Below are 25,256 nucleotides of genomic sequence, written 5' to 3'. Positions count from 1 at the left end.
CCTCACGTTAACTGTTCAGACCCTCGCCAAGGCGCAACCTCAGCAGGGATGATCCGATTCGTCAGGGGAGGACGAACGTGATCAAGCCCGAAGACTTGACCGAGCTCGAACGCCAGGTCGCCGGGGCCTATGCGGGTGGCACCGAGATCGACCTGACCGGGCAGAGCGTGCGGGGTGAGGTGCTCACCGGTCTGCTGACCGGCATGTACCGCGTGCCGCGCAAGGGACTACCCGCTCTGCGCCTCCGCAACGCGCGGATCACCGGCCGGTTCGAACTGGAGGGCACCCGCGTCACGCGGGTCATCGACCTCACCCACTGCACGTTCGAGGAGTCGCTCGACCTCCGCATGGCCCGCCTCATCGGGCTGCGGTTGCGCGGCACCCGCGTTCCCGGCCTCCAGGGCCGCAACCTCAGGGTCTTCAGCGACCTGGTCCTCGAGGCCGGCTTCACCTGCACCGGCACCGTCGACCTCACCGACGCCGCGGTGGACGGAACGCTCCGCCTCGCCGGCGCGGTGCTGCGGTCGACCACCGACCACGCACTGCTCGGCGCCCGGCTCAGGGTCAGCGGTTCCATCCAGGCCATCGCGATGCGCGCGAACGGCGAGGTGCGCTTCCGCGGCGCGTCGATCGGCGGCAGCGTCCACCTCGGTGGCGCGCGGCTGCTCAACACCGGCAAGGACGCGCTCGACGCGTCCGGGATCGTCGTCGCGGGCAACGTCTTCTGCAACGCCGAGGGCGGCCGCTTCACCGCCGACGGCCGCGTGCTGTTCGACGGTGCGCGCGTCAACGGGAACGTCGAGTTCACCGGAGCCCGCCTCAACTCCGCCCACCGCGTCGACAACCAGGTGCTGGTCCTGCCGCACGGATCGGCTGACGAGGCCGCGACGCTCGTGGCCGACCGCATCCGGGTCGAGGGCAACGTCGAACTCGACGACGGCTTCATCAGCGAGGGCACGGTCCGGCTGCCGAACGCGAGCATCGGCGGGTACCTCCGGCTGTCCGGCGCGGTGATCGGGCCGCGGGAGATCGCCGAGGAGCTCGCCGGTGACGTCACGAACCGCATCCCGGTCGCCCTGCACGCCGACGGCATGCAGATCCGCGGCGACGTCGAGGCCCGCAGTGCCGTCAACGGCGCGGGCATCCGGTCCAAGCCGCTGCACACCTACGGGCAGGTCCGGCTGTCCAACGCGACCATCAACGGCAGCGCCAGCATGTCCGGCGTCTCGTTGCACGGGCCCGGCATCGACGTCCTGTTCGCCGACCGCCTCCAGGTCGGCGGCACGCTCTTCCTGCGCGAGCTGAAGGCCAAGGGCTCGGTCCGCCTGCAGAACGCGAACATCGGCTCCACGCTCGACCTCTCCGGCGCCGAGCTCACCCTCCCGAGGCTCCGCGCGAACGGCACGCAGAAGCCGTCACTGGACGCCCGCGCCATCACGATCGGCAAGGACCTCCTGTGCAGCCGCGGGTTCACCGCGGTCGGCGGTGTGCGGATCCGGCTGGGCGAGGTCGGCAAGATGGCGACGTTCAGCGACTCGCACCTCGGCTCGACCGCCGCGGACATCGCGCTCAACGCCTACGGCCTGACCGTCCACCAGTTCCGCCTGCACATCCCCGCGGGTCAGCAGCCCAAGGGGAAGATAGTGCTGAGCCGCCTGAAGGCGGTGTCGGTGACCGACGGGCCGGGGCTGTGGGACGCCGAGGGCGGCGTCGCCGTGGACGACTTCGAGTTCGCCGGCATCACCGCCGACCCGGACGTGCCGGTGCAGACGCGGCTGAAGTGGTTGCTCAAGGTGCAGCCGGACTTCGCGCCCGGACCGTACGAACAGCTCGCCGCCGTCTACCAGCAGGGCGGCGAGGAGGAGCTCGCGCAGAAGGTCCAGCTGGAGAAGCAACGCCGCCGCTACTCCGAACTCGGCCGCGCCGGCCGGGTGTGGGGCGTCGTGCAGCGGTGGACGGTCGGCTACGGCTACCGGCCGTGGCTCGCGATCTGCTGGCTCGCCGTGTTCTGGCTCTTCGGCGCGCTGTGGTTCACCTGGCACCCGATGGTCAAGCTCAACTCCGACGAGGACCCGGTGTGGAACGCCGCGCTGCTCGCCCTCGACCTGCTGATCCCGATCATCGACTTCGGCCACGACGGCAAATGGCAGTTCACCGGTGCGTCGCAATGGATATCTTCGCTGCTCGTGGCCGTGGGCTGGGTGCTCGCGTCGACCGCGGCCGCCGGCGCGGCGCGGGTGCTGAAGCGGGTCTGAGCCAAGGAAAGCCGTTCACACGATGTAGTTAACCGAGCGCTGAGAGCGTGCATTCGGGGTGGATGGACTGGCAGAGTCGCCGACGTCGACTTGATCACGTTGATCGTCGGCGATTCCCTTGAGCGCCACCGAGTAGCGAGGTTTCCTGCGTTGTTCTCCACTGAGCCGCGAGCGAAGACGGGAGCGAACGGCATCCGCCGGTTCGCCACCCGAGCGCTGCTCGCCGTCGGTGGAGCGATCGCGGGAACGGCCGTTGCCTGGGTGCTCACCACGACGTCGGCCAGCGCGGCCGACACCGTGCCCGCTGCCGACGCGCAGCAGCTCGACGCCATCAGCAAGCTCGTCGCCAAGACGGACGAGAAGCTGCCGGTCGTCGTTCCCGCTGCCAAGGCAGTGCACAAGATCGACGAGACCTTGCGCGCCGAGCAGGAGAAGGCTCGCGCCGCTCTGCCGGACGTGCAGGTCTCCCAGGCGGTCGAGCAGATCGCCGCTCGAATCGTGCCGCAGGTCACCAGGACCGGTCAGTCCAGCAGCCCCGCCAGCGAGCGGGCCATGGACGTGACGTTCCCGGAGACCCCGGCCCCCACCACCGATGCCGGACAGTCGCCGGCACCGGTGGTCTCGCAGTTCACCGGCTCGTCCGGTGGCAGCTGGACGGATCTGTTGGAGCACAACGACTTCGTCGTGCCCTCCGAGCAGCGTCCGTCCCTGCCCAGCACCCCGTTCCCGAAGCTGCCCGTCCCGGCCCCCGCGCCGGTGCAGTGCTCTTCGTGCAGCGACGGTTCTGGTTCTGCCAAGGGCAGCGTGTTCGCTGCTCACGCTGCACCCGGTGACGCTCACGGCATCTCGTCGACGCGCGCTCTCGCGCCGTCCACCGACGAGGTCACCGTGACGCCGGGCAAGCAGCCCGGTATCAACCCCGACTGATTCAAGCGCGCGGTCCGCGGCAGCCTTCTCCCCTGGCTGTTCCGGAAGTCGACCGTCGCGCTTTTTTCTTGCGCTCAAACAGGTCGATCACCGCGTGCGACTCCCCCGGTGATGACGCGCCTTCCCCTGCGCGTTTCGGCCCCACCCCTTTGAGCCCCCGTCGCTTGGACGGGAAATCGATGAAGGAGATCTAATGCAGACCTGGGCAAAGCGCGGACTTCAGACCGCGTTTGTCACTGGTGGTTTGCTGATGCTCGGTACGGGCATCGCTTCTGCTCAGGAGAACGTCGACCCGGACGCTGCGCCTTCGGCTGTCGACGTCGCGGCCGGTGTTCCGATCAAGGCCGACCAGAACAAGCTGGCCACCCCGGTCCGTGAGGTCACGGTCCCCAAGGTCGACCGGACGATCAGCACGGACCGCGTCACCAGCGTGGTGCCCACCCGCACGGCCGCACCCGTCATGAACCCGCTGGTTCGTCAGGCCGGGGATCGCCTGCAGGGCACCGCCTTCCAGAACGTGGTGCGCGGCAACAGGATCCAGGGGCACCTCGATGTGCCGTTCAACATCTGCGGCAACGCGATCGCGGTTCTCGCCGACACCGAGGCGACCGGCGACTGCACGCAGACCACGCACCGCGACGGCACCATCGTCACCGATGGCGCGGGCCAGGCTCTCGCCGGCAACGTCGTCGCCGTCAACCACGTGCTCCCGGTCCAGGCCACCGGCAACGCGGTCGGGGCAGGCGGCAACGCCGCCACCAAGACCGACAACGCCAAGCAGGTCTCGACGACCGGCGGCGACATCACCACCAGTGGCCAAAAGGGCACCATGTCCGGCAACGTCGTGGCCGAGCGCGGTGCGACCCCGGTTCAGGTCACCGGCAACGGCGTGGGCGCGGCGGGCATCGCCGAGGGCAACTCCTCCGCCGACACGTTCGCCTCCTCCGAGGGCGACATCGTCACGAGCGGCAAGAACGGCTCGATCTCCGGCAACGCGGCGCCGGTCCCGATGGCGCCGCTGTTCGAGGTGAACGGCAACTCGGCCGCCGCCGCGGGCAACGCCGCCACGGACTCGACGCAGACCGGTGCCGCGTACGCCGGCGGCAAGACCATCACCAACGGCGACCCCGCCACGCTCGCCGGCAACATCGCCGAGCCCGCGCTCGCCGGCCCGATCACGGTCGACGACAACGCCGGCGCCGCCGGTGGCAACGCCGCCGCCGTCAGCGACACGGTCAACGACTCGCGCGCCGGTGGCTCGCACCACACCACGGGCCACGGCTCCACGGGGTCCGGCAACGTCGCCGGCGCGCCCGTCTCGCTGCCCGTCGCCGCCGGCGGCAACGGCGCGTCCCTGGTCGGCAACGCGCTGACCGACCACGCGAACGAGGCGAACTCGACCGCTGGTGGCCAGTCCTTCACCGTGGGCGACAAGTCGGTCCTCTCCGGCAACATCGCCGACGTTCCGCCGGCCACCGCCGTGGACGTGTGCGGCAACGGTGCCACGCTCGCCGGTCAGGCCGCTGGTACCTGCGAGAACGACGTCAGGTCGGTCACCTCGGGCTACCAGGGCACGACGGGCAACGACTCGGTCCTCGCGGGCAACATCGCGTCGACCCCGGTCGCCACGCCCGCCGAGGTCTACGGTCTCGCCGCCGCTGTCGGTGGCCAGGCTGCCGGCTCGGCCGACGAGGTCAAGCTGGTCCAGTCCGGTGGCACCCCGAACACCAAGGACGACCGCGGCACGGTCTCCAGCAACGTCGTGACCGCGCCGACCTCGGCCGCCCCGCAGGTCTTCGCCGTCACCGCCGGTCTCGTGGGCAACACCACGTCGGACGCGGCGAACGACACCACGGTCGTTGCGGGCGACGCGCCCCGCGCGACCGGCAAGAAGAGCTCGGCTTCCGGCAACATCGTCCAGGTCCCGACCTCGACGCCGGCCCAGGTCTTCGCTGACGGCGTCACCCTGGTGGGCAACAACGACACCACGGCCGCCAACGCCACCGACATGAAGGCCGGCGGCGACGCCATCACCACCGGCGAGCAGGGCTCCATCGCGGGCAACGCCATCTCGGCTCCGGTCGCGACCGGCACCCAGGTGCTCGGCTGGTCGGTCGGCGGCGGCGGCAACGTCAACTCGACGGCCACCAACGACCTCAGCTCGGTCGCCGGCGGCGACGTCAACAGCAACGGTGACAAGGGTTCCGTCGCCGGCAACCTGGTCGGCGCGCAGCCGGCAGTGCTCCCGGCCGTTCCGGGCAACACGGTCTCCGCGGCCGGCATCACCAACTCCGACGCGGTGTCCGCCACCAACGTCGTGTCCGGTGACGACAGCAACTCCTCGGCCGACGACGCCTCGGTGTCCGGCAACCTGGTCAACGTCCCCGCCAACGCCTTCGCCGGCGTGTACGCGGACGCGGTCGCGGTTGCGGGCAACGCGACGACGGTCACCGACAAGGCCTCGAACACCGAGGCCGGCGGCGAGACCCTCACCGAGGGCAGCGGCCCGCTGACCGCCCGCGACATGCACGTCCCGGCCGAGGCGGCCGCCAAGTTCGCGCGCATCCCCGTCGAGGTCGTCGGCCAGGCGACCACGCTGGGCACGAGCGACGACACGCAGCTCACCGGCGAGGACACCGACGGCACCCTGCGCGCCACGCAGCTCAAGGGCCTCGAGCTCCCCAAGGGCGTCGACAGCCTGCTGAAGGCCAACCAGGTTCCGACGTTCCACGGTCTCGACAGCAAGCTGCCGATCAACCAGATCCCGAACCCGGCTGACCTGGCGGCCCTGGTCGGCCAGCTGCCCATCCAGGGTCTGCCCACGTCGGGTCTGCCCATCCAGGGTCTGACCAAGGGTCTGCCCACGAAGGGTGTGACCAAGGGTGTGCCCACGAAGGGTGTGACCAAGGGTGTGCCCACGAAGGGTGTGACCAAGGGTGCGCCCACCCAGGCTCTGACCAAGGGTGTGCCCACCCAGGCTCTGACCAAGGGTCTGCCCACGCAGGGCCTGACCAAGGCTCTGCCCACCCAGGCTCTCACCCAGGGCACCGAGAAGCTGGCCCAGGGCCTCACCAAGGGTCTGACCCAGGGCTTGGCCCAGGGCATGGCCAAGGCGCCCATCCAGGGTCTGCCCGGTCTGCCCGGTGCGCCGAAGGAGCGCTCCGAACTGCCGCTGAACGGTGGCACCGGCAACATCACGCCGAACATCCAGGGCCTGCCCCTGGGCCAGCTGCTCGACGCCGCGAAGGGCCTGGTTCCGGCCGGCGCCACCGGGCGTTCGCTGCCGTCCCTCCCGGTGACCGCCCCGGCCCTGCCCGTGCCGGTGCAGCTGCCCGCGCTGCCCACCGAGCGCTCGCTGCCCACGCTGCCCGTCGACGGCCCGGCCTCCCTCTCGGGTCTCAGCCTGAACCCGACCCAGGGTCTGGCCCCGCAGGCCGGCGAGCGCGCGCTGCCGTTCGACGCTCCGGCGCTCGCCATGATCGACCCGGCCAACCCGTTCCAGAAGGTGACCGGCTCGCTGTAACACCCGCACCACGTAACACCCCGCAGTACGAAACACCCTCCCTCCGGTAAGAAGCTGAGCCCCAGCGACACGACGGTGTCGCTGGGGCTCAGTGCCGTCCGGGGGGAATTCGTGCTGTGGCGAGCACTTCCTGCGGCGCGGCATCGCCGTCACTCGTCACCCAGTGGACCAGCGGAATCTCCCCGACCAGCCCCCTGACCAGCTCGGCGACGGGCGACCCGTCCCCGAAGTCGTGCTCGGCCAGCACCGCCAGCACCGCGTCGCCGAACCGCGCGACCGTGAAGTCGGGCCGGAGGTTCCGCCGCAGGCTTCGCGCCGCGGCCAGCACGTCGTCCGGCCCGGTGATCAGCACCAGCGTCACGAGCGTGCCGCGCGTGCGGGCGCGGATGAGCGCCTGCTCCAGGCGGTCGAGCAGCAGCGCGTGTCCGGGCAGCCCCGTGAGCGGGTCGTGCAGCACCCTCCGGTTCTAGTCGAGCCCAGGTCCGTTGACCAGCACCGCAACCCGCACGGGTGGGTCAATTCAGCGGCGCTTTCGCCGCCATCGGCGCCCCGTCGCTCGCAACCAGCTTCATCACCGCTTTGGCGACGGCGTCCAGATCGTCGCCGATCACCTGCTGGCCGCCAGTACGTGTCGCGGCTGGAAAAGCCGCCGCGGGGACTGAAGGAACTCCTTCGCCCGTAGCCCGCCGAGCCGGCCTCTGGGCTGGGCAGGTGAAGCCGTCTCATCGGCAGCGGGGTTCGCTTGCCGCAGCCATAGCCTGACCGCCATGGAGATCTCCGAGCTGAGCACCGACAGGCTGCACGAGTTCGCCGTTTACCTGGCCGCTGCTGAAGCAGCCCGCGAAACGCCGTACCGAATCAAGGTCGACGAAGAGGATCGGCGCTTCCGCCTGGAGATCAACGGCAAGCTCGCGCGGGTGTTCGCCCGCCGCACCGCACAGGAACGCCCGATGCGGCGTGGCACCCGGCAAGACACCGATGGAGCCCACGCGCTGGTGTTCGTGGACCTGTCCTCCGGCACACCGGCGTTCTACGTGACGCCACCCGAGGTGGAACGCGGCGAGGTCGAGCGGCACCGCTCCTGCTGGGAGCGGTTCGCGGGCTGAGCCCGGCGCGGCCTACGTCTGGGCCAGGTCCGTGAAGCGGCTGTAGTGCAGCTGGTGCGCCACGACGATGGTGGCGGTCGGGCCCGCGCGGTGCTTGGCGATGATCAGGTCGGCCTCGCCGGCGCGCGGGTCGTCGCGTTCCCAGGCGTCGGGGCGGTTGACCAGGATGACCATGTCGGCGTCCTGCTCCAGGGAGCCCGACTCGCGGAGGTCGGAGAGCATCGGGCGCTTGTCGGTTCGCTGTTCCGGGCCTCGGTTGAGCTGGGAGATCGCGATGACCGGGACGTGGAGTTCCTTGGCGATCAGCTTGAGGTTTCGGGAGAACTCCGAGACCTCCTGCTGGCGCGACTCGGTCTTCTTGCCCGACGACATCAGCTGGAGGTAGTCGACGACGACGAGCTTGAGGTCGTGGCGCTGCTTGAGGCGGCGGGCCTTGGCCCTGATCTCCATCATCGTGAGGTTCGGGCTGTCGTCCACGAAGAGCGGGGCCTCACTGATCTCGCTCATGCGGCGGGCCAGGCGGGTCCAGTCGTCGTCGCTCATCGTGCCGCCTCGCATGTCGCTCAGGCGGATGCGCGCCTCGGCGGAGAGCATGCGCATGACGATCTCGGTGCGGCTCATCTCCAGGCTGAAGATGGCGCTGGTCATGCCGTGCTTGACCGAGCACGACCTGGCGAAGTCGAGGCCCAGCGTCGAGTTGTGGGTCGGGATCATCGTCTCGCCCGCGAGGTACAGGTGGTCGTGGTTGTCGACCTGCACGCACCTGACCGGGACGGAGGCGACCGGGCGGACCGCGACGATCTCCACCTGGTCGTGCTCGCCCAGGCCGGCGATCAGCTCGTCGACGTCGCGGCGCAGGCGGGCGAAGCGGCCGTCGATCTGCAGGGCCGCCAGCAGTTCCGCGCGCTGCTTGTGGGACGCGCGCAGGTACGCGGCCGGGATGTGCGGGTCGTCGGCCAGGTCGAGTTCCTTGGCGACGCGCAGTTCGTCGTCGGTCAGCTCCATGTCGCCCAGGCCGGACAGGAACAGGCCGAGCGCGCGGGGGGACAGCGGCAACGACGCGGTCGGCAGGTCCCAGGCCGCGGACATGCGCACGAACATGCGGCACAGGCCGACCCGTTCGAACAGCTGCGCGGTGGTGCGGATCGCCCAGAAGCCGCCGGTCTCGCTGCACGACTCCGTCAGCCACTGGTGCTCGGCGTCGGCCACGATCACGGTGCCGTCGGAGAACTCGACCTCGAAGCACGGGCGGCCCGTCATCACCTCGGTCGCGGCGACCACGCGGGTCGGACGGCCGTCGGCGCCGATCAGGAACTCGCCCACCGACACGGAACCCATCGTCGTCCAGCCGGTCGGCGTGGGCAGCGGGGTGTCCAGGGCGAGCGCCTTGCCGACACCGGGGCGGGCCGCGACGATGATCATCTGGCCACCGTGCAGGCCGTTGGTCAGGGCGTCGAGGTCGGCGAAGCCCGTCGGGATGCCCTGCGACATGCCGCCTCGGGACGCGATGGCGTCGATCTCGTCCATGGTCGGCTGGAGCAGGTCTTCGAGGGCGACGTAGTCCTCGGTGGTGCGGCGGTCGGTGACCTCGTAGATCGCGGCCTGCGCCCGGTCGACCACCTCGTCGACGTCCGCGCCCTCGGCGCCGTTGTAACCCAGCTGCACGATGCGCGTGCCGGCCTCCACCAGGCGGCGCAGCACCGCCTTCTCGGCCACGATCTCGGCGTAGTAGCCGGCGTTCGCGGCCGTGGGGACCGTCGCGATCAACGTGTGCAGGTACGGCGCGCCACCCACGCGCAGCAGCTCGCCGCGGCGTTCGAGCTCGGCCGAGATGGTGATCGGGTCGGCGGGCTCGCCGCGGCCGTACAGGTCGAGGATGCAGTCGTAGATCGCCTGGTGCGCAGGGCGGTAGAAGTCGTTGGGCGCGAGTGCCTCGATGACGTCCGCGATCGCGTCCTTGGACAGCAGCATGCCGCCGAGCACGGACTGCTCCGCCGCGAGGTCCTGGGGCGGCTGACGCTCGAATGCGGGCTCAGCCATGCCCCGGTCGTCCACGAGCGCCACTGCCGAATCACCCCTGCGAGAAGTCGAGAGCCGGTGCCTGGATCACCTAGTTGTACCGCGCGGCACCGACAATTTCGGACGGCCACGCTGTGCGATGGCCTTGCCCTGACAGCGACGCTAGAGGGACCCGTCCGGAGCAAGCAAACCAGCGTGTGGATCGCCCTGTGGACAACTGGGGGACAACTTGTGGATGGTTGCCCACAGGGCTCACGGAGCTGGGGACAACCTGTTGACAACCAGTGGAGTGACAGAAGTAACTGCAGCTCAAAGGCTGTGCACAAGTTGTGGAAAAAGTTGTGCGCCACACCCTCGGCGTGTCGCGAAAAACACCCTCTTCGGCGTGTCGCGACCACGCTGAACACCCGGTTTATCCACAGGAAGTGGACAGGGCGGCAGTGCTCCGAACGAGCGAAAGCGCCACCCGCCCGGAGCATTCCGGGTGGGCAGCGCTTCAGCAAACCGAACCGTGGGCGATCCCAACCAACGTGTGGCATCGGGGCCTGCGGGGTCGCCTCCGCAACAGACACCCGAAGCCGAGCACTGCGAAGCCGCGTCAGCGGCGAGCAGGGCTAGCTACTCGGCGGAGGTGACTTCGAGCGGCAGGGCGACGGTGACCTCGGGGTGGAGGCGAACCGTGACCGAGTGCTTGCCGGTGGTCTTGATGTGACCCGGCAGCTCGATGGCGCGCTTGTCCAGGACCGGACCACCGGCGGACTTGACGGCAGCCGCCACGTCCGACGCGGTGACCGAGCCGAACAGCTTGCTGCTGCCGGCGGCGGCCTTGGCCTTGAGCGTCACGGAGAGACCCTCGAGCGCGGTCTTGATCTCCTTGGCGTGGTCCAGGTCGCGCACGCGGCGGGTGTCCTGCGCGCGGGTGATGACCTGGATCTGCTTCTGCGCGCCACGGGTCGCGACGATCGCGAGACCACGCGGGAGCAGGTAGTTGCGGCCGTAGCCGTCCTTGACCTCGACGATGTCGCCGGGAGCGCCAAGGCCGGAAACGTCAGCGGTGAGGATGAGCTTCATCGCGGTGTCTCCTTCTCTCAGCGAGCGGTCGAGGTGTAGGGCAGCAGGGCCATCTCACGGGCGTTCTTCACGGCAACAGCGACGTCGCGCTGGTGCTGCGAGCAGTTGCCGGTGACGCGGCGGGCACGGATCTTGCCGCGGTCCGAGATGAACTTCCGCAGCAGCGTCGTGTCCTTGTAGTCGATCAGGGACGCGCTCTTGTCCTTGCAGAAGGCGCAGACCTTCTTCTTGGGCTTGCGCACAGGCGGCTTGGCCATGTGTCTCTAACTCCTGGTTACGCGGTGAATGAAGTACTGGATGACCGGTGCAGTCGGTCTAGAAGGGGGGCTCGTCGGCGAAGCCGCCGCTGGAACCGGCCTGCGGGGCAGAACCCCACGGGTCGTCCGCGGGCGCGCCGCCGCCACCGCCGCGAGACTGCTGACCGCCGCCGCCGCCGAAGCCGCCGCCACCGCCGCCGTCTCCACGGCTGACCTTGTTGACCTTCGCGGTCGCGTAGCGCAGCGAGGGGCCGATCTCGTCGACCTCCAGCTCCACGACAGTGCGCTTCTCGCCTTCCTTCGTGTCGAAGGAACGCTGGCGCAGCCGTCCGGAGACGAGCACTCGCGAACCGCGGGTGAGCGACTCGGCCACGTTCTCGGCGACCTGCCGCCACACGTTGCACCGCAGGAACAGCGCTTCGCCGTCCTTCCACTCGCCCGACTGCTTGTCGAACGTGCGGGGCGTGGAGGCGACCGTGAAGCTGGCCACCGCCGCACCGGACTGGGTAAAGCGGAGTTCGGGGTCGGCAGTCAGGTTTCCGACTACCGTGATCGTCGTCTCACCAGCCATGTCTTGGGAGCTCCCCTAGTCGAGGTTCGTCAGGCCCTGGCGGCGGCGCGGGCCGCCGACTTGGCCGACTTGGCGTCCGACTTGGCCTTGGCCTTGGCGGCCAACTTGGCGGCCTTGGCGGGCTCGCGGCGCAGGACCTTCGTCCGGAGCACCGTCTCCTGCAGACCCAGCTGGCGGTCCAGTTCCTTCACCGCGTCCGGCGTCGAGGTCAGGTCGAGCACCGCGTAGATGCCCTCGCTGCTCTTGTTGATCTCGAAGCTCAACCGGCGCTTGCCCCACACCTCGACCTTCTCAACGTTTCCGCCCGTGGTGCGGATGACGTTGAGGAACGTGTCGAGCGACGGTGCGACAGTGCGCTCGTCGAGACTGGGGTCGAGGATGACCATCACTTCGTAATGACGCATGAGGACCACTCACCTCCTGTGGACTCGCGGCCACGGGCTTTCCGTGGCAGGAGGGTCGTCGCGTCAGCAACTGACAAAGGTTAACAGAGCGCGTCCGGCGACTACGCAGGGGTGCGGCGCAGCGCCCAGGTCCGCACCAGCGCACCGGTGACCAGGGCGAGCATCAGCACCGCGACCAGCACCGGAGCGCCGACACCGCCGGGTCCGCTCAGCCTGGGCAACGCCGTGGCGCGGCCGGCGGCCAGCACCGAGTCGCCCTCGACACCGGTGCCGTTGGACGCGCGGGGCACCTGCGAGCCGTACCGCACACCGGGCGACGGCGAGTAGAGGCCGGGCATCGCGAACGGCAGCGAGCCGTAGCTGAACAGCGGCACGCGGCCGAAGTTCGAGCCGATCGGGTAGAGCGCGAAGTCGCGGTTGCTGGGAGCACCCGCGCCCACGCCGGGAACGCCGGGCTGGGTGCCCGGCTGGGTGCCGGGGTTGGTCCCCGGCTGCGGCTGGGGCTGCTGACCAGGCGGTTTCGGTGCGCCGGGGATCGCGCCGGCGGCCTGCTGCGAGGCGTCCGCGACGGCCTTGGCGCCGTCCTGGACGGGCGCGACGGCCTGGTTCACGCCGACGACGGTCACCTGGCAGCCCTGCGTCAGGGTGGCGCGGACGGTCTTGTCGAGCGTGCCGAGGATCGGCCCGAGCAGCGGGATCTTGTTCACCTCGACCATCACCGCGTTGGCGATCGTGCCACCGCTGATGGTCGTCGTGCCGACCTGCACCGCGCCGATCGGCATGGGCTTGGCCTGCGCGAACGCCTGCTTGAACGGTTCGGCGAGCGGCGGCCCGAGCAACGGGACGGCGCGCACGAGGTCCGTGATCGGCTGCGTCACGGCGGCCGGACTCAGAGAGACGGGGGTGCCGGGCGCGCCCTGCACGGTCGTGGCACAACTGCCGACCACGATGGGATCTGCCGCGTGCGCGACCCCGCCCACCGAAGCGGACGCCAGGGCCAGCAGCGCCGTGGCGGCGACGCTCAACAGCCTCATGCGAACCCCTTTCCTACTCTCAAGTAACGACCGTAGGTCCTGGTGGTGACGTAGACCATCCCCAGTTTTTTCGATTACTCCTATCGGCGGCGGCTGCGATGGCGTTGTGGGCGCCGACTACCCTCCTGCGTATGCGCATCGGGGCCCATGTACGCGACGACGACCCGGTCGGCGCCGCGGCCGAACGCGGGGCCGAGGTCGTCCAGTTCTTCCTGTCGGATCCGCAGGGGTGGAAGAAGCCCAAACCCCACCCGCAGACGGAGGCCCTGCTCGCCTCCGGCCTGGACGTGTTCGTGCACGCCCCGTACATGATCAACATCGCGTCGCTGAACAACAAGATCCGGATTCCGTCCAGGAAGAACGTGATCCAGCACGCGGAGGCCGCCGCGACGGTCGGCGCCAAGGGCCTGATCGTGCACGGCGGCCACGTCACCAAGGGCGAGGACCCGGCGGAGGGCTTCGCGAACTGGCGCAAGTTCTTCGAGCGCCAGGTCGCCGAGGGCGGCTTCGCGGTCCCGGTCCTGATCGAGAACACCGCGGGCGGCGACGGAGCCATGGCCCGCACGTTCGACTCCCTCAAGCTGCTCTGGGACGCGGTCGGCGAGTTCGGCGCCGGCTTCTGCCTCGACACCTGCCACGCGTTCGCCGCCGGTGAGGACCTGGTCGGCATCGTCGACCGGGTGAAAGCGATCACCGGCCGGATCGACCTCGTGCACCTCAACAGCTCTCGCGACGAGTTCGGTTCCTCGCGCGACCGGCACGACAACATCAAGACTGGCACCATCGACGCCGACCAGTTGGCGGCCGTGGTCGCCGCGGCCGGATGTCCCGTCGTGGTGGAGACGCCCGACGAGGGCCAGGCCGACGACATCGCCTTCCTGCGCGACCGCGCCGGCCGGTGAACACGGTGCACGAGGTGGTGAGCGTGACGCCCGAGCGAGGCGACGCCGGGCGTTTCGTGAACCGCTTCGGCAGCGCTGCCGCCGCCGTGCTCGTGTTGCTGTGCGGGCTCACGCTGCTGCTGGGCTTCGTCAACAAGGACCGCTGCACCGGTCCCGCGTTCGACCAGTGGGGCCGCACGCAGCCCGACTACGACGAGCGCAACAAGGAAGACGTCTGCTACTCCGACATCCAGCACCTATGGATCGGGCGCGACATCGACCGGCACGTCTTCCCGTACGTCGACGGCAACATCAACGACAAGGGCATCCTCATCGGGGGCTCGGTCGAGTACCCGGTGCTCTCCGGCCTGCTCATCTGGGCGGGTGCGATCTTCGCGCACAACGACGCGGAGTACCTGCTCTACTCGTCGCTGCTGATGGCGCCGTTCGGCCTGCTCACGGGCTGGCTGCTGGGCAAGCTGGCCCGCTGGCGCGCGTTGCTGTGGGCGATCGGGCCACCGCTGATCCTCTACGCCTTCCACAACTGGGACCTGCCCGTCGTCCTGTGCTCGGTCGCCGCGGTCTTCGTGGTGCACCGGTGGAACCGGCCGCTGGTCGAAAGAGCGACGGTCGCGTCCGTGCTGCTCGGGCTCGGGTTCGCGTTCAAGGTCTACCCGGCCGCCTTCGTGCTGCCGCTGATGCTCTTCGTCGCCACCGGCGGCTGGCGCGGCCAGGAGATGCCGGACGGCAAGAAGGTCGACGTCGTCGGCGCGGTCAAGGTCGGCCTGGCCTCGATCATCACGGTCGTGCTCGTCAACCTGCCGTTCGCGATCGCCGGTTACGACGGCTGGGCGGCGTCGTTCGAGTTCCAGTCGCTGCGCAGGGTCGACATCACCACGAACTCGATCTGGTACTGGGGCCTGCGGCCGTTCATCGGCGACGACGCGATGCAGTCGCTGGTCGGCGTCATCTCGCCGATCACGATCCTGCTCTCGTTCGCGATCGCCGCGGGCTACGGCTGGCTGCGGTTCCGCCGTGAGGGCAGCTACCCGTGGATCGCGGTGTCCGGCGCGATGCTGTGCGGCTTCATGCTGCTGCACAAGGTCCACTCACCGCAGTACACGCTGTGGCTGGTGCCGTTCCTCGTGCTGCTGCGCGTGCGGCTGGTGTGGGCCTTCGCCTACTTCGCGGTCGACCTGGCCATGGGCATCGGCATCTTCCGCTGGTTCTGGGCGATCGAGTTCGGCCAGCCGGCCGGGATCTACGACAGCTTCTCCGCGCAGGCCGTGATGATCGGCGTGTGGGGCCGGGCCGCGTTGCTCGTGGCGCTGTTCGTGGCCTTCCTCAAGGCCAGGGACGTCACCGAGGACGACCGGGAAGACCTGAAGTTCATCCGCGGGGCTGTGGCAGCGAAGAGCTGATCGCCGCAGACTTCATCCGTGAGGGTGATCATCGTGCTGGCGTTGTTGCTGGCCTGCGGTGCCTCCGGTGTGCCCGTGCGCTCGGAGGTGATCCGCTGGCTGCCCGTGTGGCAGGCCGTGCCGACGGTGTCGGGTTCGGTGCCGGACCAGGGCGTGCGCACGACGGTCGACCTCGCGGCGGGCGGCACCTCGGTCCGTGTGCGCCTGTCCAACCTGATGGGCATCAAGCCGGTCCGCGTCGAGCAGGTGATGGTCACCGCGAACGGTGAGACGCGGCAACTCACGTTCGGCAGGTCCAAGGGCGTCACGATCAGAGCGCGCGCCGAGGTCTACAGCGACGCCGTGCAGCTCGAGGTCACCAAGACGCTGGAGATCAGCACGTACGCCCCCGCCGGTACGCCCTGCCAGGCCCGTGCGCATCGCACGATCACGTCCGCGCGTGATCAGATCTGCCTCGTCTCGGCCGTCGAGGTCGCGGGATTCACCGCGCCGGGCGCGGTCGTGATGTTCGGTGACTCGATCACCGAGGGGTTCTACGGAGACACCTGGCCGTCGTTGGTGCGAAGCGACTACGCGGTCCTGAACGCGGGCATCAGCGGCAACGGCGTGGTGCTGGGCAACGCACCGATGGTCACCCGTGTGCACCGGGACGTCCTGTTCAGCAACGAGGTCCGCAAGGTCGTGCTGCTGGGCGGCATCAACGACATCCAGGGCGGCGTCAGCGCGGAGAACGTCATCGCGGGCATCCGCACGGTTCAGCTGCGATGCCGCAACGAGGGCGTGGAGTTCCACGTCGGCACCATCACGCCGTGGCGCGGCTGGTACACCTGGACCGAGGAGAGGGAACAGCAGCGCCAGAAGGTGAACGCGTGGATCCGCGCCACCTTCCGCGACGCCATCGACTTCGACGAGGCCGTGCGCGACCCCGCCGATCCGCTCAGACTGCGTCCGGAGTTCGACTCCGGTGATCATCTGCATCCGAACGGGAACGCATTCGGTGCAATGGCTCGCCTCGTGCGGGTGTGATCAGCCGGCGGTCCGGCGCGTCGGCCAGCACGCCCGCCAGCGGGTCGTCGCCCGCCTGCCGCACGAGGTCGCGCTCCGGGTGGTAGATCTCCTTGAGGATCATCACGCACAACATGACGACGGCGGCGTCGCGCAACAGCACCGCGCCGAGGAACCAGTCGATCGGCAGGCCCTTGTTGTCCGTGCCGAGGTAGAAGTACATGCGCGGCACCCACACCAGCGCGTCGACCGTCATCCACGCCAGCAGCAGCTTCCAGCGCGGCAACGCCAGCACGGCCAGCGGCACCAGCCACAGCGAGTACTGCGGGCTCCACACCTTGTTCGTCAGCAGGAACGCCGCCACGACCAGGAACCCGAGCTGCGCCAGCCGTGGCCGCGTCGGTGCCGAGAGGGCCACGTAGGCGATGCCGGCGCAACAGACGAGGAACAGCACCATGCTGACCGTGTTGAGGATCGTCGGCGGTTGTCCCTGCGTCAGTCCGGGGTCGAAGCCCTGCCACCCCGTCCACTGCACGAGCACGTTGTAGAGCGTGTCCGGGTCCGCGTTGCGTTCGGTGTTGAGGCGGAAGAACTCACGCCACCCCGTCTGCGAGGCCGGGTTCAAGGCGATCGGCGCGTTGACGAGCGCCCACGCGCCTATGGCCGCGGCCGTGGTGGTGAGACCGACCTTGATCCTGTTGGACCGCCAGCACAACAGCAGCAACGGCCCGAGCAGGAACAACGGGTAGAGCTTCGCCGCACCACCGAGCCCCAGCAGCACTCCGGCGAGCACGGGTTTCTTCCGCGCCCACGCCAGCAGCCCGGCCGTCGCGAACGCCGTCGCGATCGTGTCGAAGTTGGTGAACGCGTGCACGACGACCAGCGGTGACACGGCCACGATCGCCGCGTCCCACGTCCTGCGCCGCGCGATCCTGGCGACCGAGAACACCGTCACCAGCCACGCGACCGCCAGCCAGAACGCCGTGACGTTGAAGAACACGATCACGGTCATCGGCATCCCCGGCACGAGCGCCACGAGCCCCTGCGCCACGCGCGCGTTGAGCCACATGAACAAGCCGGTGACCACCGGGTACTCCATGTACCGGACGTGCTCGGTCGGCTTGCCCTCGTCGTCCTTCCACGACGTGATGTACGGGAAGGAACCGCGCTGGTCGAGCCGTTCCGCGGTGTAGAGCGGCACCGTGTCGGAGTAGCAGAGCGCGGTGAACTGCTTGCTGCCCCGCCAGTCGAGCTGCACGACGCCCTTGTCGTCGGTGTACTGCTGGATGCACGGCGACTTCTGCACCCAGCCCAGCAGCAACGTGACCACGGCGAGCATCAGGATCACCCGCAGCGCCGTCCAGAAGTAGTTCCGGCCGACCTGCGCGTGCTCCCCGAGCGGACCGCCGAACGGTCTGCTCAGGCCGCGCGCGAGGGACTCGGTCCACGTGGGTGCGACGCGTTCTTCGCGGGTGAGCGAGTCGGTTTCCTCGGCGAGATCCGTCTCGGAGACCTCGGCGGGACGCTCGGCAGGGCTGCTGGGCACGGGGCGGATGTTACGGCCAAGACCGTTTCGCCGTGGTCAACATCCCAGGTACCGCACAAAGCGAAGGGGCCCGGTGCGTGTGCACCGGGCCCCTTCACTGGTCAGCCGTCTCCTGGACTACCGCCCCTGGGGCGGCCGCTGGTGGACGTACCGGGGTCGTCGGACGGATCGGGGCAGTTGATGCCCGGGATGCAGCCGGGGTTCGGCGGCTTCGTCTGCGACGGCTTGGACGGTTCCGTGCTCAGCGACGGCTGGGTGTTGCTCGGCGGGTTGTTGCTGCTGGGCGGAGCCGACGGCGGTTCGGACTTGCGCGGCGGGTTGAAGTTGCCCAGCGGGACCGGCTTCGGGAACGCCTCCTTCTGCACGCCCGCGAGTGCCCCGTCCATGAACTTCTTCCACATCTGACCGGGCAGTCCGGAGCCGAAGACGGCCTTGCCGGTCTTGTCCTTGATGGCCACGTTGCCCTGGTCCTTGCCGACCCACACGGAGGCGGACAGCTGCGGCGTGTAGCCGACCATCCACGCCTTCGAGTTCTGGTCGAGGCTGCCGGGGAGCTCGTGGGTACCGGTCTTGCCCGCGCACTCGCGGTTGCCCGCACACCCGATCTTCGAGAAGGCCGGGATCTCCTTCAACGTCTCGGTGACGTTGTCGGCGATGTCGCGGCTCTTCGTCTCGACCGGGTCGAACGCCGGCACCGGCTGGTCGACGTGCTGGTAGAGGACGTCGCCGGTGGGGCCCACGATCTTCGAGACGAAGAACGGCTGGCGGTAGACGCCGCGAGCCGCGAAGGTCGCGTACGCCGAGGCCATGTCGAACGGCCGCACCTGGGCGCTGTCGGCGCCGATGGCGATACCGGCCGTGGGGGCGTTGCCGCCCTCGCCGATCAGGGTCTGCTTCTCCTGGCCGCCGACCTTCACGACCTTCGGGATGCCGGCCGCGTGCGCCGCGTCCGCCACGGCCTTCGTGCCCGTGCCCTCAGGACCCGCCACCATGTCGTAGAACACGGTGTTGAGGGACTCCTTCATGGCCTGCTTGATCGGGCACTGCTTGCCGCACGTGCTGTTGCTCGCGTTGCGGACCTCGATGCCGGCGATCTTGCGCGGGGTGGCGTCGTAGGTGTCGCCGATGCCCTTGCCCGCCTTCAGGGCTGCGACCAGGTCGAACGGCTTGAACGACGAGCCGGCCTCCTGGATCGTGCCCTTGGCGTAGTCGATGCCCTTGAGGCCGTCCTTGCCCGGGTAGTAGGCCCTGACGGCGCCGGACTGCGGCTCGATCGCGCTGAGCGAGGTGCGCAGCTCCGGGTCCTGGCCCGCCATCACCGAGTCCACGGCGTCGAGCGCGGCCTTCTGCATCTTCGGGTCGATCGTCGTGGTGACGGTGACGCCGACCTTCTGCGCCTTCTCCATCGTGAGGCCGACGAGCTCGCTGTCGATCTCGTTCTGGACCTGCTGGCTCACGCGGGCGAGCGGGCCTTCGAGGGTCGCGGGCTGCGTCTGCTCGAACGGCAGAGGCTTCGGGAACTGGCGGGCGTCGTAGTCGGCCTGGCTGATCCACTTCTTCTGAAGCATCTGGTTCATCACGAACTCCCAGCGCTTCTTCGCGTACTCCTCGTCCTCCGACCACGAGGGGGTCTGGATCATGCCGGCGATGAGGGCGGCCTCGGACGGAGTGAGTTCCGCCATCGGCTTGTTGTAGTAGACCTGCGCCGCGGCCTTCATGCCGTTCGCGCCACGACCGAAGTACACCGTGTTCATGTACGCGGTGAGGATCGTGTGGTGGTCCGACTCGTTGCTCATCTTGAAGGCCTTGACGAGCTCCTTGAACTTGCGAGTCAGCGTCGCGTCCTCTTGACCGGTCGCCTTCTTGATGTACTGCTGCGTCAGACCGGAACCACCCGAGCTGCCGCCGGTCGCCTGGATCCAGACGGCGCGGACGATGGCCTTGGCGTCGAAGCCGGGGTTGTCGTAGAAGTTCGCGTCCTCCGCGGCCATGACGGCCTGCTTGACGGTGTCCGGAAGCTCCTCGAACGTCAGCAGCGTGCGGTTCTCGCCGGGCGAGGTGATCTTGCCCATCTCGGTGCCGTCGGAGTACAGCAGCGTGATCGTCTTGTCCTGGCCGGCCGCGATGTCGTTCGGGCGCGGCCACTCGACGAGCGGGTACGCGACCGCGATGGCGATCACCGGGCCCAGGATCATCAGGCCGATCGAGACGAAGGCGGCGATCCTGATGCGCTTCCAGATCTTCTTCTTGCGCAGACGACGCTCCTCCTCTTCGGTGAGTTCCGGCTCGTCGTCGTAGTACTCGTCGTCGTCATCGTCGTGCACACCGGCCATGAGGAACTCGTCGTCAGGCTCGCGGTGGGTGATGAGCTCGGGCTCGCGCTGCGTCGGCCGGTTGACCGGCGGCATCTGCGTGGTGCGGTCCTCACCGGGGTTGCGCGGGGGCATGGCGGGACGGCCGGGGCCGCCAGGACCGCCCTGCGGGCCACCGGGACCCGCCGGTCCACCGGGGCGACGGGCACCGGGAGGCGGGGCGATGGGCATGCCGCCGGGAGGCGTCGGAGGACGGTTGCCCGGACCGCCGGGACCGCCCTGGGGACCACCGGGACCGCCCTGGGGACCACCGGGACCGCTCATGGGGCCCGGCGGACGCCCTGGTGCACCCTGCGGGCCACCAGGACCACCCTGCGGACCGCCTGGTCCGTTCGGGCGGCGCGGGGGCTGCTGCTGTGGGAAACCACCGGGTGGCGTGCCACCCTGGGGAGGGCGCGCGAAACCACCGGGTGGGGTTCCCGGTCGCGGCTGATTCGGGACATCGCGCCTCGCGCCGCCGCCATCCGGGTCGTCCCCGGTCGGCCACTGCGGCTCGCCTCCGCGCTGCCGGTCATCATGCTGGTCGTTCACGTGAAAAGGCCTCCCAGACCGGTGTGCATCAGCACACGGTTCGGTGGTCGTACTTCATTCGGAGCAGTGTCACCTGTGGGTCATTCCGCCGCAGTCCTCCTGCGTGGCTTTTCCAGCCCACGCTTCCCCAGGACGTATGACTGCACCAGGTGGTTCCAACTGCACGTGCGACAAACTTCAACTAGGTACACGGAGAACTCGTCGAAGAGGTTCGCCATCTTCACCAGTTCTTCAGGTGTCCGCGCCGAGCCGGCCGCGTGCTTGAGCTCGTCACCGTAGACCCACGACACGTGCGTGAGCGGTTCCTTGCGGCACACGGGGCACGGCACGTCGGTTGCCGTCCCGTGGAACTTCGCAGCTCGCAGCAGGTACGGGTTGGCGTCGCAGACCTCCATGGTGCCCGTGCGACCGGCATAGACCTCCGCCAGCAGCGCACGCCGCTGCAGCGAGTAGTCCACCACCTGCCGTTGGGTCAACACGTCACCAGAGTACGTGCCGGGCGCTTTTGGGTGCTGGGCCGTTCAGGGCAGCGCGCCCTGGCGCGGTATCACGGTGTGCCACATCCCACAGTTACGAGGAGCCATCGATGTATCGAACCGATATACTCACCACACCTATCGGTGCAGGCGCGAGGAGGTGACTCGTGTTCGAGTTCGCGCTGCTCGGCCTGCTGCACGAGGCGCCCATGCACGGCTACGAGCTGCGCAAGCGCTTGCATGACCTGCTCGGAGCGTTTCGCGCGTTCTCGTACGGATCGCTGTACCCAACACTGCGGCGACTCCAACGTGCGGGCCTGATCGTGGAGGAGGGGCCGGAGGAATCGGCTCTTTCTTGGGGACGTCGGGCGCGCAAGGTCTACAAGCTGACGCCGGAGGGCAAGGAGCGGTTCGCCGATCTCCTGGCCAACGCCGGTCCGCAGACCTGGGACGACGACTCGTTCGGAGTCCACCTGGCGTTCTTCTCGCGCACGCCGGCCGACGTCAGGATGCGCATCCTGGAGGGCCGCCGGCGGTGTGTCGAAGAACGCAGGGAAGGGCTTCGCGAGCGGCTCACGCGCACGGGTGAGCAGATCGACCGCTACACCCGCGAGCTGCACAGCCAAGGCCTGGAGAGCACGGAGCGTGAGGTGCGGTGGCTCAACGAGCTCATCGCGCACGAGAAGTCCGAGCAGGACGAGTAGTACTTCACTGTTGATCAAGGAGGACTCGGCAATGGGCGAAAACCGCCGCACCGTTCGAGTGGCCATCGTCGGGGTTGGCAACTGCGCGGCGTCGCTGGTGCAGGGCGTCCACTACTACCGGGACGCCGACCCGAGCACCCGCGTGCCCGGTCTCATGCACGTGCAGTTCGGTGACTACCACGTGCGCGATGTCGAGTTCGTCGCCGCGTTCGACGTGGACGCGAAGAAGGTCGGGGTCGACCTCTCGGAGGCCATCGGAGCCAGCGAGAACAACACGATCAAGATCGCGGACGTGCCGCCGCTCGGCGTCGTCGTGCAGCGCGGGCACACCCTCGACGGTCTCGGGAAGTTCTACCGCGAGACGATCGAGGAGTCCGACGCCGAGCCGGTCGACGTCGTCGCGGCGTTGCGCGAGGCCGAGGTCGACGTGCTGGTCTCGTACCTGCCCGTGGGTTCCGAGGACGCGGACCGCTTCTACGCCCAGTGCGCCATCGACGCCGGTGTCGGCTTCGTCAACGCCCTGCCGGTCTTCATCGCGTCGGACCCGGAGTGGGCGGAGAAGTTCCGCGCGGCCGGCGTCCCGATCGTCGGTGACGACATCAAGTCCCAGGTCGGCGCCACCATCACGCACCGCGTGCTGGCGAAGCTGTTCGAGGACCGCGGCGTCCAGCTCGACCGCACCATGCAGCTGAACGTCGGCGGCAACATGGACTTCCTGAACATGAAGGAACTGGAGCGCCTGGAGTCCAAGAAGGTCTCCAAGACCCAGGCCGTCACGTCCCAGGTGGACCGCGACATGGGCAAGCGCAACGTCCACATCGGACCGTCGGACTACGTGGCGTGGCTCGACGACCGCAAGTGGGCCTACGTGCGCCTGGAAGGCCGCGCCTTCGGCGACGTGCCGCTGAGCCTCGAGTACAAGCTGGAGGTCTGGGACTCCCCGAACTCCGCGGGCATCATCATCGACGCGGTGCGCGCGGCGAAGATCGCCCTCGACCGGGGCATCGGCGGCCCGATCCTCTCGGCGTCGTCGTACTTCATGAAGTCCCCGCCCGTGCAGTACTCGGACTCCGAGGCGCACGAGGCCGTGGAGAAGTTCATCCGCGGCGAGGTCTGATGCCGTGAAGGGCCGCTCTCCTCGTGAGAGCGGCCCTTCTTCACCGCTTCGAGAGCCGCAGCTTCTGCCAGCTGCCGTCCGCGGTCCACCCGCCGTCGACGGGCAGTGCGACCCCGTTGACGTACCTGGAGTTGTCGCCGGCCAGGAACCGCACGGCCTGCGCGATGTCGTCCGGCGCCGCGAACCGGCCCGCCGGCACGTGGTCCGTGATGTCCTCGTCGACGTAGTGGCCACCGGCCTGCGACTCGACGTCCATCTCGGTCTTGACCCAGCCGGGGCACACGGCGTTGACCCTGATCCCCCGCCCGCCCCACTCGACGGCGAGCGTGCGCGTCAACCCGATCAGCCCGTGCTTCGTCGTGTTGTACGCGGCCCGGTCCGCCACCCCCTGCAGCCCGGCGACGGACGCGATGTTGACGACGCTGCCGCTGCCCTGCTCGAGCATGATCCTGCCCAGCGCCTGCGTGAGCAGGAACGGCCCGGTCAGGTTGACCGCCATGATCCGTTCCCACTGCTCCAGGCTCGTGTCCTCGAACGGCACGATGCCCGCGATCCCGGCGTTGTTGACCAGCACGTCCACCCGGCCATAGGTGCCGGTCACGTGCTCGGTGAGCCGCTGGACGTCCGCGGCGCTGGCGACGTTGCCGACGATCCCGTCCTCGCTCTCCCGCAGGTCGAACCCGACGACGGCGAACCCGTCCTCGCGCAGCACGTCGGCGATCCGCAGTCCCATGCCCTGCGCCGTGCCCGTGACCACGGCAACTCGTTGCGTCATGCCCGCCACGCTAGGCAGCGGCGGCCGTGCAGGCACAGACACATTCGCGTGTTCGGAGTCTCAGCGAAAGCCCTGCTTCCGCTAGGTTCGGCCGGTGCGCACGCTGCTGGTCGCCCTCCCCGGCCTGGTCCTCGCCGGCATCGGCCTGACCCACCCCCACCACCTGGACGCGTCGACCGCGCTGTGGTGGCAGAACATGCACATCATCCTGGCGGTGATCTTCCCGCTGCTCGGTGCCGCGCAATGGGTTCTGCTGGACGACGTCCCCAAGTACGTCCGCTACCCGGCTCGCGCCGCGACCTTCGGCTACGTCGTCTTCTACGGCGCGCTGGACGCGCTGGCAGGGATCGGCGGCGGGGCGATGACGCTGGCGAACGGCGGTCGCACCAGTGCCGACCAGCCGTTGTTCAAGATCGGTAACCAGCTCGGAACCGTTGGTGCGTGGTGCTTCTTGGCGGCCAGCGTCGCGATCGTGGTGTACGCGCTGGTCAAGCACCGCCTCAAGGCGATCCCCGGCGCCGTCTTCCTGCTGTTGGGCAGCTACCTGTTCCTCAGCAGCCACATCTACTGGCCGAAGGGTGTCCTCGCCTGCACGTGCATCGCGATCGGGATGGCCGCGACCAGTTACGCCAGCGCGTCCGGCAGGCCGGCGATCGAGGACAGCACCCGAACCTGAGCCAGCACGTCCTCAGCGGGTGGGAAGTGCGGGTTCGGCACGGCGAGCACGGTCATGCCCGCCGCCAGGGCCGCCTTCAGGCCGTTCGTCGAATCCTCGACGGCGTAACAAGAAGACGCTGGAACGCCGAGTCGCGAAGCCGCCAGCAAGTACACGTCTGGTGACGGCTTGCCCGCGGCGCACTCTTCCGAGGACACCGCGACGGGCACGGGCAGCCCGGTCACATCGAGGAACACCTTGATCAGCACGGCGGGTGCCGAAGACGCGATCGCGACCGGGAAGCGCGACGCCACCGCGCGAACCGCGTCCACCGCGCCCGGGATCACCGGCAGGTGCGCGGCGTAGGCCTTCTCCATCTCGGCGATCACGCCGCCGGACGCCTCGGCGGGCGTCAGCTGGACACCCACGTCCGACACCAGGTACGCGCCCCACTCCGGCGTCGACATCCCCTGCATGGCGCGGGTCGCCTCGGCGGTCCACACCCCGCCGTGAGCGGCGGCGAAGGACTGGCGCACCTCGTCCCACACCTGCTCTGAGTCGATCAGCACGCCGTCGAGGTCGAAGATCACCGCATCCACGCCGTGA

The 25,256-nt window shown here is 69.1% G+C and carries 22 protein-coding genes; 10 read left to right on the top strand and 12 right to left on the bottom strand.

Annotated elements, in window-relative coordinates; genetic code table 11:
- Window positions 1–77 precede the first annotated feature (77 nt).
- The 3 genes from AB0M48_RS30895 to AB0M48_RS30885 all read left to right on the top strand — a co-directional run bounded on the left by AB0M48_RS30895 (window position 78) and on the right by AB0M48_RS30885 (window position 6,705).
- Window positions 78–2,255 carry a hypothetical protein gene (locus AB0M48_RS30895; protein ID WP_363848764.1) on the top strand — a complete coding sequence of 726 codons (2,178 nt, stop codon included), beginning with the start codon at window positions 78–80 and terminating at the stop codon, window positions 2,253–2,255.
- A gap of 150 nt (window positions 2,256–2,405) precedes the next feature.
- Complete coding sequence (locus AB0M48_RS30890; RefSeq protein WP_363848763.1) at window positions 2,406–3,182, top strand: hypothetical protein; 777 nt, start codon at window positions 2,406–2,408, stop codon at window positions 3,180–3,182.
- 193 nt (window positions 3,183–3,375) lie between these two features.
- Complete coding sequence (locus AB0M48_RS30885; protein WP_363848761.1) at window positions 3,376–6,705, top strand: chaplin family protein; 3,330 nt, start codon at window positions 3,376–3,378, stop codon at window positions 6,703–6,705.
- Between the two features lie 88 nt (window positions 6,706–6,793).
- Here AB0M48_RS30885 and AB0M48_RS30880 read toward each other — a convergent pair whose 3' ends face one another.
- Window positions 6,794–7,162: a hypothetical protein gene (locus AB0M48_RS30880; protein ID WP_363848759.1), complete on the bottom strand. Its 369-nt coding sequence runs from the start codon at window positions 7,160–7,162 to the stop codon at window positions 6,794–6,796.
- Window positions 7,163–7,472: 310 nt separating this feature from the next.
- On the opposite strand from AB0M48_RS30880, the gene AB0M48_RS30875 reads away from it, so the two are divergent.
- Complete coding sequence (locus tag AB0M48_RS30875) at window positions 7,473–7,811, top strand: hypothetical protein (RefSeq protein ID WP_363848757.1); 339 nt, start codon at window positions 7,473–7,475, stop codon at window positions 7,809–7,811.
- A 12-nt stretch (window positions 7,812–7,823) separates the two neighbouring features.
- On the opposite strand, the gene dnaB is transcribed toward AB0M48_RS30875, so the two are convergent.
- The 6 genes from dnaB to AB0M48_RS30845 all read right to left on the bottom strand — a co-directional run bounded on the left by dnaB (window position 7,824) and on the right by AB0M48_RS30845 (window position 13,167).
- The gene (gene dnaB / locus AB0M48_RS30870; RefSeq protein WP_319983419.1) at window positions 7,824–9,851 is read right to left on the bottom strand and encodes a replicative DNA helicase; all 2,028 of its coding nucleotides are present in this window, start codon (window positions 9,849–9,851) and stop codon (window positions 7,824–7,826) included.
- Between the two features lie 597 nt (window positions 9,852–10,448).
- On the bottom strand, window positions 10,449–10,901 hold the full coding sequence (gene rplI, locus AB0M48_RS30865) for a 50S ribosomal protein L9 (protein ID WP_363848755.1): 453 nt from the start codon (window positions 10,899–10,901) through the stop codon (window positions 10,449–10,451).
- A 17-nt stretch (window positions 10,902–10,918) separates the two neighbouring features.
- A complete protein-coding gene (rpsR, locus tag AB0M48_RS30860) occupies window positions 10,919–11,158 on the bottom strand; it encodes a 30S ribosomal protein S18 (protein WP_030480165.1) in 240 nt (79 codons plus the stop codon).
- A gap of 58 nt (window positions 11,159–11,216) precedes the next feature.
- Window positions 11,217–11,729: a single-stranded DNA-binding protein gene (locus AB0M48_RS30855; protein ID WP_084401535.1), complete on the bottom strand. Its 513-nt coding sequence runs from the start codon at window positions 11,727–11,729 to the stop codon at window positions 11,217–11,219.
- A 29-nt stretch (window positions 11,730–11,758) separates the two neighbouring features.
- Window positions 11,759–12,133 carry a 30S ribosomal protein S6 gene (rpsF, locus tag AB0M48_RS30850; RefSeq protein WP_258946620.1) on the bottom strand — a complete coding sequence of 125 codons (375 nt, stop codon included), beginning with the start codon at window positions 12,131–12,133 and terminating at the stop codon, window positions 11,759–11,761.
- A gap of 101 nt (window positions 12,134–12,234) precedes the next feature.
- Complete coding sequence (locus AB0M48_RS30845; RefSeq protein WP_363848752.1) at window positions 12,235–13,167, bottom strand: hypothetical protein; 933 nt, start codon at window positions 13,165–13,167, stop codon at window positions 12,235–12,237.
- 131 nt (window positions 13,168–13,298) lie between these two features.
- Here AB0M48_RS30845 and AB0M48_RS30840 point away from each other — a divergent pair, with 131 nt between their 5' ends.
- Genes AB0M48_RS30840 through AB0M48_RS30830 form a run of 3 tightly spaced genes read left to right on the top strand, consistent with a single transcriptional unit; the run spans window position 13,299 to window position 16,495 of the window.
- Window positions 13,299–14,069, top strand: coding sequence for a deoxyribonuclease IV (locus AB0M48_RS30840; RefSeq protein WP_363848750.1), 771 nt, complete (start codon window positions 13,299–13,301; stop codon window positions 14,067–14,069).
- Between the two features lie 23 nt (window positions 14,070–14,092).
- Complete coding sequence (locus AB0M48_RS30835; protein ID WP_363848748.1) at window positions 14,093–15,469, top strand: hypothetical protein; 1,377 nt, start codon at window positions 14,093–14,095, stop codon at window positions 15,467–15,469.
- Between the two features lie 18 nt (window positions 15,470–15,487).
- A complete protein-coding gene (locus tag AB0M48_RS30830) occupies window positions 15,488–16,495 on the top strand; it encodes a GDSL-type esterase/lipase family protein (RefSeq protein ID WP_363848746.1) in 1,008 nt (335 codons plus the stop codon).
- Here the strand turns inward: AB0M48_RS30830 and AB0M48_RS30825 are convergent.
- The 3 genes from AB0M48_RS30825 to AB0M48_RS30815 all read right to left on the bottom strand — a co-directional run bounded on the left by AB0M48_RS30825 (window position 16,407) and on the right by AB0M48_RS30815 (window position 21,402).
- The gene (locus AB0M48_RS30825) at window positions 16,407–18,020 is read right to left on the bottom strand and encodes a glycosyltransferase 87 family protein (protein ID WP_363848744.1); all 1,614 of its coding nucleotides are present in this window, start codon (window positions 18,018–18,020) and stop codon (window positions 16,407–16,409) included. The two genes, AB0M48_RS30830 and AB0M48_RS30825, sit on opposite strands and share 89 nt — an antisense overlap.
- Before the next feature lie 101 nt (window positions 18,021–18,121).
- Complete coding sequence (locus tag AB0M48_RS30820; protein WP_363848742.1) at window positions 18,122–20,656, bottom strand: transglycosylase domain-containing protein; 2,535 nt, start codon at window positions 20,654–20,656, stop codon at window positions 18,122–18,124.
- A 347-nt stretch (window positions 20,657–21,003) separates the two neighbouring features.
- Window positions 21,004–21,402 (bottom strand): DUF5318 domain-containing protein, encoded by a 399-nt coding sequence (locus tag AB0M48_RS30815; RefSeq protein WP_030480154.1) that lies wholly within the window; start codon window positions 21,400–21,402, stop codon window positions 21,004–21,006.
- Between the two features lie 164 nt (window positions 21,403–21,566).
- Here AB0M48_RS30815 and AB0M48_RS30810 point away from each other — a divergent pair, with 164 nt between their 5' ends.
- Both AB0M48_RS30810 and AB0M48_RS30805 read left to right on the top strand, forming a co-directional pair.
- On the top strand, window positions 21,567–22,103 hold the full coding sequence (locus AB0M48_RS30810) for a PadR family transcriptional regulator (RefSeq protein ID WP_030480153.1): 537 nt from the start codon (window positions 21,567–21,569) through the stop codon (window positions 22,101–22,103).
- Window positions 22,104–22,134: 31 nt separating this feature from the next.
- Window positions 22,135–23,220: an inositol-3-phosphate synthase gene (locus AB0M48_RS30805; protein ID WP_363848739.1), complete on the top strand. Its 1,086-nt coding sequence runs from the start codon at window positions 22,135–22,137 to the stop codon at window positions 23,218–23,220.
- Window positions 23,221–23,260: 40 nt separating this feature from the next.
- On the opposite strand, the gene AB0M48_RS30800 is transcribed toward AB0M48_RS30805, so the two are convergent.
- Window positions 23,261–23,995: an SDR family oxidoreductase gene (locus AB0M48_RS30800; protein ID WP_363848737.1), complete on the bottom strand. Its 735-nt coding sequence runs from the start codon at window positions 23,993–23,995 to the stop codon at window positions 23,261–23,263.
- A 94-nt stretch (window positions 23,996–24,089) separates the two neighbouring features.
- Between AB0M48_RS30800 and AB0M48_RS30795 the strand changes: the two genes are divergently transcribed.
- Window positions 24,090–24,671 (top strand): hypothetical protein, encoded by a 582-nt coding sequence (locus AB0M48_RS30795; RefSeq protein WP_363848735.1) that lies wholly within the window; start codon window positions 24,090–24,092, stop codon window positions 24,669–24,671.
- On the opposite strand, the gene AB0M48_RS30790 is transcribed toward AB0M48_RS30795, so the two are convergent.
- On the bottom strand, window positions 24,620–25,249 hold the full coding sequence (locus AB0M48_RS30790; protein ID WP_363848733.1) for an HAD family phosphatase: 630 nt from the start codon (window positions 25,247–25,249) through the stop codon (window positions 24,620–24,622). The two genes, AB0M48_RS30795 and AB0M48_RS30790, sit on opposite strands and share 52 nt — an antisense overlap.
- Window positions 25,250–25,256 lie beyond the last annotated feature (7 nt).

Source organism: Lentzea sp. NPDC051208, assembly GCF_040682435.1.
GTDB classification, from domain to species: domain Bacteria; phylum Actinomycetota; class Actinomycetes; order Mycobacteriales; family Pseudonocardiaceae; genus Lentzea; species Lentzea kristufekii.
This window is presented reverse-complemented; position numbering and strand designations above follow the sequence as displayed.

What these genes read in the sequence shown, in the direction of transcription:
- AB0M48_RS30800 (WP_363848737.1), bottom strand. Translation starts at nt 23,995, where the DNA reads ATGACGCAACGAGTTGCCGTGGTCACGGGCACGGCGCAGGGCATGGGA.
- AB0M48_RS30820 (WP_363848742.1), bottom strand. Translation starts at nt 20,656, where the DNA reads ATGAGCGGTCCCGGTGGTCCCCAGGGCGGTCCCGGTGGTCCCCAGGGC.
- AB0M48_RS30875 (WP_363848757.1), top strand. Translation starts at nt 7,473, where the DNA reads ATGGAGATCTCCGAGCTGAGCACCGACAGGCTGCACGAGTTCGCCGTT.
- rplI (WP_363848755.1), bottom strand. Translation starts at nt 10,901, where the DNA reads ATGAAGCTCATCCTCACCGCTGACGTTTCCGGCCTTGGCGCTCCCGGC.
- AB0M48_RS30840 (WP_363848750.1), top strand. Translation starts at nt 13,299, where the DNA reads ATGCGCATCGGGGCCCATGTACGCGACGACGACCCGGTCGGCGCCGCG.
- rpsF (WP_258946620.1), bottom strand. Translation starts at nt 12,133, where the DNA reads ATGCGTCATTACGAAGTGATGGTCATCCTCGACCCCAGTCTCGACGAG.
- AB0M48_RS30885 (WP_363848761.1), top strand. Translation starts at nt 3,376, where the DNA reads ATGCAGACCTGGGCAAAGCGCGGACTTCAGACCGCGTTTGTCACTGGT.
- AB0M48_RS30805 (WP_363848739.1), top strand. Translation starts at nt 22,135, where the DNA reads ATGGGCGAAAACCGCCGCACCGTTCGAGTGGCCATCGTCGGGGTTGGC.
- AB0M48_RS30845 (WP_363848752.1), bottom strand. Translation starts at nt 13,167, where the DNA reads ATGAGGCTGTTGAGCGTCGCCGCCACGGCGCTGCTGGCCCTGGCGTCC.
- dnaB (WP_319983419.1), bottom strand. Translation starts at nt 9,851, where the DNA reads ATGGCTGAGCCCGCATTCGAGCGTCAGCCGCCCCAGGACCTCGCGGCG.
- rpsR (WP_030480165.1), bottom strand. Translation starts at nt 11,158, where the DNA reads ATGGCCAAGCCGCCTGTGCGCAAGCCCAAGAAGAAGGTCTGCGCCTTC.
- AB0M48_RS30855 (WP_084401535.1), bottom strand. Translation starts at nt 11,729, where the DNA reads ATGGCTGGTGAGACGACGATCACGGTAGTCGGAAACCTGACTGCCGAC.